We start from the raw sequence: 6,248 nt of genomic DNA on the forward strand, positions 1-6,248 counted from the left end.
CTCATGCGTTATCGGTGGCTTGTTGCAGTGCGGCCTGATCTGCGCGGCGTGAGGCAATTTTCACAAACGGCAGATAGATAATCACCGCGGTCACGATGCAGATAAACTGGGTGATCACCGCCCCCATGGAGCCCGCGGTGGACAGCCAGGCGTTGATCAGCGGTGGCGTGGTCCAGGGCACCATCACCACGGCTTTCCCGGCAAATCCGGTCACGGTGGCAAAGTAGCCAATCGAGCCCGTCACCAGCGGCGTGATGATGAACGGGATAGCCAGGATCGGGTTGAGCATGACTGGCATACCGAAGATCACCGGCTCGTTGATGTTAAAAATACCCGGGCCGATGGAGAGCTTGGCGATCTCCTTCATCTCTTTACGTTTGGTGGCAATCATGACGGCTATCAGCAGGCCGATGGTCAGGCCAGAGCCGCCGATGCTCATATAGACGTCCCAGAACGGCATGGTGATGATGTTTGGCACCTCTTTGCCCTGCTCGAACGCGCTCATGTTAACGGTGATTGCCCCCAGCAGCAGCGGCTCGCGGATCGGCTTGATCATCTGGTTGCCGTGGATACCAATCACCCAGAACAGCTGGGCGACAAACATCAGCAGCAGGATCCCCGGCAGGCTTTGCACCACCCGCTCCAGCGGCTGTTGCACCACCTGGTAAACCGCGTCGTAGAGATACATTCCGGTAACCTGATGAAACACGAAGCCAAAGGTGGCGATGGCGGTGGTGGTGATAATGGCCGGGAGCAACGCAGAGAACGACGCGGCGACGTTCGGCGGCACCGTGTCCGGCATCCTGATTTTCAGCCCCTTGCGGTTTTCCAGCCAGCAGTAAATCTCCACTGACAGGATGGCGATAAACATGCCGAGGAACAGGCTGCGGGTATCCGAGAACTGGCGCAGCAGCACGTCTTTCACCACGTGCATCTCGCCGTCCACCAGCATTGCCACCGTCGTCGGCGTCACGCAGATAAAGCAGATCACCGCCAGCAGGCCGGGGAACAGAGACTTAATGCCGTTAATACGCCCCAGCTCAATGCCGATTAAAAACACCGCGCCGATGTTGAGAAAGTTGAGCGTGGCATAGTTGAGCGCGCTGGTGATCGGCTTCAATGCCGCAAGAAACGACAGCGACTGAAAGCTCGCCAGGCCGTTTTTCGGATCCAGCACCATATTGGAGATCAGTACCGAGAACGCCCCCACAATGATGACCGGCATTAAGGTAATAAACGCAGACTTAATCGCCTGGATATAGCGATAACTGTTGAAGGTGGTGGCAAAACTGCCCAGAGCGTCGATCAGTTTTTCCTGAAATGCCATAGGGTAATACCTCAGTAAAAGGGCTTTTATTGAATAAGATGGACAGCCGGATACTATTGGTATGCCAAAAATAGCGTCCACAGGCGCTTTGTTCTGTGATTAAGCTCTCAATGAGGTAAGAGGTATTCCAGATTGCGATTTATCACCATTTTGGCATGCCAATGACAGGCATTTATCCCGCGGGCAAGGATCGTTACCGAAAAGCGTGATCGTTATGGGGTTTTGCCCTTCCCACGTCGCTTATGCGCCGGATGGTCTGTGTTAAACTGCAAACCATTACGTGGAAACAGGAATTTCGAATGGCAACAATGCTGGATGTCTCACTGCGTGCGGGCGTGTCGAAGGCCACCGTTTCGCGCGTGCTGAACGGCACAGGTCAGGTTAAAGAGAGCACGCGTCAGCAGGTATTTCGCGCGATGGAGGAGCTGGGCTATCGTCCGAACTTTCTCGCGCGTTCGCTGGCTAACCAGACCAGCAACAGCATTGGGCTGGTCGTCTCGACGTTCGACGGTTTTTACTTTGGTCGTTTGCTACAGCAGGCGTCACGGCAGACCGAAAAGCACGGTAAGCAACTGATTGTTACCGACGGTCACGACGCCCCTGAACAGGAAGAACAGGCGGTGCAGATGCTCGCCGACCGCAAGTGCGACGCCATCGTGCTGTACACGCGTTACATGAGCGAAAAGACGATCCTGAAGCTGATCAACAGCGTGCAGACGCCGCTGGTGATCATTAACCGTGAAGTGAGCCAGGCGGCGGATCGCTGCGTGTTCTTTGAACAGCAGGACGCGGCCTTCAAAGCGGTGGATTACCTGATAAGCCACGGCCACCGGGAGATCGCCTGTATCACCGTCCCGATCCACACGCCAACAGGTAAAGCGCGACTGATGGGCTACCGTAAGGCGCTGGAGAAGCACGGTATTCGTCTCGACGAGCGGCGGATTAAATACGGCGATGCAGGCATGACGCGGGGTTACGAGCTGTGCAAGGAGCTGATTGCGGAAAAGACATCGTTCAGCGCCCTGTTTGCCTGTAACGATGATATGGCCCTGGGCGCCTCCAAAGCATTACACCAGGCCGGGCTGAAGATCCCGCAGGATATTTCGCTGTTTGGTTTTGACGATGCCCCCAGCGCAAAGTGGCTGGAGCCTGCCCTGTCGTCGGTGTATCTGCCGATCGACAACATGATCGTCACGGCGATCGACCAGGCGATCCGGCTGGCAAAAAACCAGCCGGTTGAAGCGATCCCGCCGTTCACCGGCACCCTGGTGTTACGCGATTCGGTGACAACAGGGCCCTGGTTTAATCAGACCAGCTCTAACGACAGCAGCTCCTGAATGGTCTGGCGACGGCGAATCAGCCGCGCCACGCCGTTATCAAACAGCACTTCCGGCAGCAGCGGGCGGCTATTGTAGTTGGACGACATAGACGCCCCGTACGCACCGGTATCATGCAGCACCAGATAATCTCCCGGTTTTACCTCTGGCAGCGAACGGGTTTCGACTTTCCCGCCTTCCTGCTGAGTAAAGACGTCACCGGATTCACACAGCGGGCCAGCAACAACGGTCTCGATGCGCGGGGCGTTGACCAGATCGCGGCCATCGGCGGCAAGCGCGGTGATGTGATGATAGCTGCCGTACATGGACGGGCGCATCAGATCGTTGAAGCCAGCATCAATCAGCACAAAGTGACGGCTTCCCATCTCCTTCACGCTCCGCACCTGCGCCACCAGCACGCCAGCTTCGGCGACCAGGAAACGACCCGGCTCAATCTCCAGCTTCACCGCATGACCCAGATGGGCGGCGATGCTGTCACGCGCGGCGCTCCACAGGCCGTAATAGTGATCTGTGTCGATCGCCTCTTCCCCTTCGCGGTAAGGAATCGAAAGCCCTCCCCCGGCGGAGATTGCCTCCAGATCCTGACCAAAATCGATAACCTGACGCACCATGGCGCCACAGACCTGCTCAAGATGGCCGTAATCTACGCCGGACCCGATATGCATGTGAATGCCCACCAGCTTGAGGTTGTAGCGTTGTAAAACCTCCAGCGCCGCAGGCATATCGGCATACCAGATCCCGTGCTTGCTGTTTTCGCCCCCGGTATTGGTTTTCTGACTATGGCCGTGACCAAAGCCCGGGTTGATGCGCAGCCAGACGCGATGGCCAGGAGAGACCTGCCCAAGCTGTTCCAGCATATCCACCGAACCGGCATTGACCGGGATTTGCAGCTCATGCACGCGCGCCAGCGTGGCGTCGTCTATCAGGTCAGCGGTGAAGACGATCGCGTCGCTGTCGGCTTTCGGATCAAACCCGGCCGCCAGCGCACGTTCGATTTCACCCAGCGATACGGAGTCAACCTTCACGCCCCGCTCGTGCATCAGGCGCAGAATATGAATATTGGAGCAGGCCTTCTGCGCAAAACGCACCACGTCAAACTGATGCAGCGCGGCGATCTTCTCGCGGACAATCTGCGCATCGTAGACCCACACCGGGCAGCCGAATTCGGCAGGCAGGCGCAGCAGGTTATCGGCGTTTAAATCGGTCTCAGTCTGGTTGAGTGGGCGTGGCATGGTCGTCTCCGGAAATCAGTTTTTTATCATTACGCCATAGCCTGAAGAGAATAAAAAATATCGTTTTATCGTGAGTCTATGCAAAAATGATATGGACTACGCTCAGCCATCAGGTGCCCTATGCCCGCCGTTAACCTACGCCATATCGAGATTTTTCATGCGGTAATGACCACCGGCAATCTCACTGAAGCCGCGCACATGCTGCACACCTCGCAGCCGACGGTCAGCCGCGAGCTGGCGCGTTTTGAGAAAGTGCTGGGGCTGAAGCTGTTTGAACGCACCCGCGGCAGGCTGCATCCAACGGTGCAGGGTTTACGTCTGTTTGAGGAGGTTCAGCGCTCCTGGTACGGGCTGGACAGGATCGTGAGCGCGGCAGAGAGCCTGAGGGAGTTCCGCCAGGGCGAGCTGTCCATCGTCTGCCTGCCGGTCTTTTCCCAGTCATTCCTGCCGGTACTGTTACAGCCGTTTCTGGCCCGCTATCCGGAGGTCAGCCTGACCATCGTGCCGCAGGAGTCGCCGCTGCTGGAGGAGTGGCTTTCGGCCCAGCGCCACGATCTGGGTCTGACCGAAACCCTCGTCACGCCAGCGGGAACGGAACGCACGGAGCTACTGTCGCTGGATGAGGTCTGCGTGCTGCCTGCCAGCCACCCGCTTGCCCACAAAACGGTGCTGACCCCGGCGGATTTTCACGGTGAGAACTATATCAGCCTGTCGCAGACCGACAGCTACCGGCAGCTTCTGGATGGCCTGTTTGCCGAACATCAGGTGAAGCGGCGGATGGTGATGGAAACGCACAGTGCGGCGTCTATTTGCGCGATGGTGCGCGCGGGCGTGGGTATTTCGGTGGTGAACCCGCTCACGGCCATGGACTACGCCAGCAGCGGCGTGGTTCTGCGCCGTTTTAGCGTTTCCGTTCCCTTTACCGTGAGCCTGATCCGCCCGCTGCACCGGCCCGCCTCAGCGCTGGTTGATGCGTTTAGTGAACACCTGATTGCGCACGCGCGTCAGGTGGCGCTTCGCTTACCTGACCTGCAAAAACCACTATGACAGCATAAACTCCACCGCATCCGCGGCATGGATGGCGGCGGTATCGAAGACCGGTATCGGGCTTTGGTCTGTTGGCACCAGCAGGCCAATTTCGGTACAGCCGAAGATAACCCCTTCCGCCCCCTGCTGCGCCAGTTTCTCAATCACGCTGACGTACCAGGCGCGCGACGTTTCGCTGAAGGTGCCCAGACACAGTTCATCAAAAATAATCTGGTTAATGCGCCCCCGATCGGCCTCTTCCGGGATCAGGCTTTCAATCCCGAACTGGCTGTTCAGCCGCCCGCGGTAAAAATCCTGCTCCATGGTGTAGCGCGTCCCCAGCAGCGCCACGCGCGTCATGCCGGCGGCGCGTATGGCACGCCCGGTGGCATCCGCGATATGTAAGAACGGCAGCGAACAGCGGTCTTCAATGTGCGACGCCACCTTATGCATGGTGTTGGTACACAGCAGAATACCCTGCGCGCCCGCACGCTCCAGCCCGAGCGTGGCGTCCGCCAGCATCTGCCCCGCTTTGTCCCACTCCCCGCTCGACTGGCAGGCTTCTATTTCATGGAAGTCCACGCTGTGCAGCAGCAGGCTGGCCGAATGCAGACCGCCCAGACACTGTTTGACGCCTTCATTAATCAGGCGGTAGTACGGGATCGTTGATTCCCAGCTCATGCCCCCTAACAGACCGATCGTTTTCATCTTTCCTCCTGTGCATTTCACCCAGTGAAGCAAACTTGTGATCGCCTTTCCAGTTATTTGGCTAAACGTTTCCTTTTCTCTGCGGGTGCGATAAGTTAATTGAAACAATGTTTCATTACATAACAGGGCGAAAATATGTTTATTTTCCATAAAGAGACCACGCTTGAGGATCTGGGCAACGGCGTGACGCGTCGTATTCTGGCGCACGACGGCAGGATGATGGCGGTGGAAGTGAATTTCGAACAAGGCGCGATTGGCCCGATGCATAACCACCCGCATGAGCAGCTCACCTACGTTCTCTCGGGGGAGTTTGAGTTCACCATCGGCGAGGAGAAGCATGTGGTGACCGCGGGCGACACCCTCTATAAAGCGCCGCACGTGATGCACGGCTGCGTTTGCCTGAAACCCGGCACCCTGCTGGATACCTTTACGCCGGTACGCGAAGATTTCCTGAAATAAAAAAAGGCGCTCAGTTGAGCGCCTTTTTTGAAGTTATTCCGTAACCGGCTCAGGTAATGACTCCAACTTATTGATAGTGTTTTATGTTCAGATAATGCCCGATGACTTTGTCATGCAGCTCCACCGATTTTGAGAACGACAGCGACTTCCGTCCCAGCC

7 protein-coding genes are annotated in these 6,248 nt (G+C 57.2%); 3 read left to right on the plus strand and 4 right to left on the minus strand.

Annotation, left to right across the window (positions count from 1 at the left end; genetic code table 11):
• Position 1 precedes the first annotated feature (1 nt).
• Positions 2-1,327 carry a PTS sugar transporter subunit IIC gene (locus tag ACOTW6_RS20145; protein WP_213789011.1) on the minus strand — a complete coding sequence of 442 codons (1,326 nt, stop codon included), beginning with the start codon at positions 1,325-1,327 and terminating at the stop codon, positions 2-4.
• Positions 1,328-1,626: 299 nt separating this feature from the next.
• Here ACOTW6_RS20145 and ACOTW6_RS20150 point away from each other — a divergent pair, with 299 nt between their 5' ends.
• Positions 1,627-2,664, plus strand: a complete 1,038-nt coding sequence (locus ACOTW6_RS20150) for a LacI family DNA-binding transcriptional regulator (RefSeq protein WP_213789010.1) — start codon at positions 1,627-1,629, stop codon at positions 2,662-2,664.
• Here the strand turns inward: ACOTW6_RS20150 and lysA are convergent.
• Positions 2,634-3,896, minus strand: a complete 1,263-nt coding sequence (lysA, locus tag ACOTW6_RS20155) for a diaminopimelate decarboxylase (RefSeq protein ID WP_213789009.1) — start codon at positions 3,894-3,896, stop codon at positions 2,634-2,636. The genes ACOTW6_RS20150 and lysA overlap by 31 nt on opposite strands.
• A 120-nt stretch (positions 3,897-4,016) precedes the next feature.
• Here lysA and ACOTW6_RS20160 point away from each other — a divergent pair, with 120 nt between their 5' ends.
• Positions 4,017-4,943, plus strand: coding sequence for a LysR family transcriptional regulator (locus ACOTW6_RS20160; RefSeq protein WP_023295367.1), 927 nt, complete (start codon positions 4,017-4,019; stop codon positions 4,941-4,943).
• On the opposite strand, the gene ACOTW6_RS20165 is transcribed toward ACOTW6_RS20160, so the two are convergent.
• Positions 4,938-5,630 (minus strand): aspartate/glutamate racemase, encoded by a 693-nt coding sequence (locus tag ACOTW6_RS20165; protein ID WP_213789008.1) that lies wholly within the window; start codon positions 5,628-5,630, stop codon positions 4,938-4,940. The two genes, ACOTW6_RS20160 and ACOTW6_RS20165, sit on opposite strands and share 6 nt — an antisense overlap.
• 135 nt (positions 5,631-5,765) lie before the next feature.
• Here ACOTW6_RS20165 and ACOTW6_RS20170 point away from each other — a divergent pair, with 135 nt between their 5' ends.
• On the plus strand, positions 5,766-6,089 hold the full coding sequence (locus ACOTW6_RS20170; protein WP_039269867.1) for a cupin domain-containing protein: 324 nt from the start codon (positions 5,766-5,768) through the stop codon (positions 6,087-6,089).
• Between the two features lie 67 nt (positions 6,090-6,156).
• Here the strand turns inward: ACOTW6_RS20170 and ACOTW6_RS20175 are convergent.
• On the minus strand, positions 6,157-6,248 hold a 92-nt coding region (locus ACOTW6_RS20175; RefSeq protein ID WP_024193989.1), incomplete at its 5' end, for an IS1 family transposase.

It is taken from the genome of Enterobacter cloacae complex sp. IR5403 (assembly GCF_049238705.1).
Classification (GTDB): domain Bacteria; phylum Pseudomonadota; class Gammaproteobacteria; order Enterobacterales; family Enterobacteriaceae; genus Enterobacter; species Enterobacter hormaechei_C.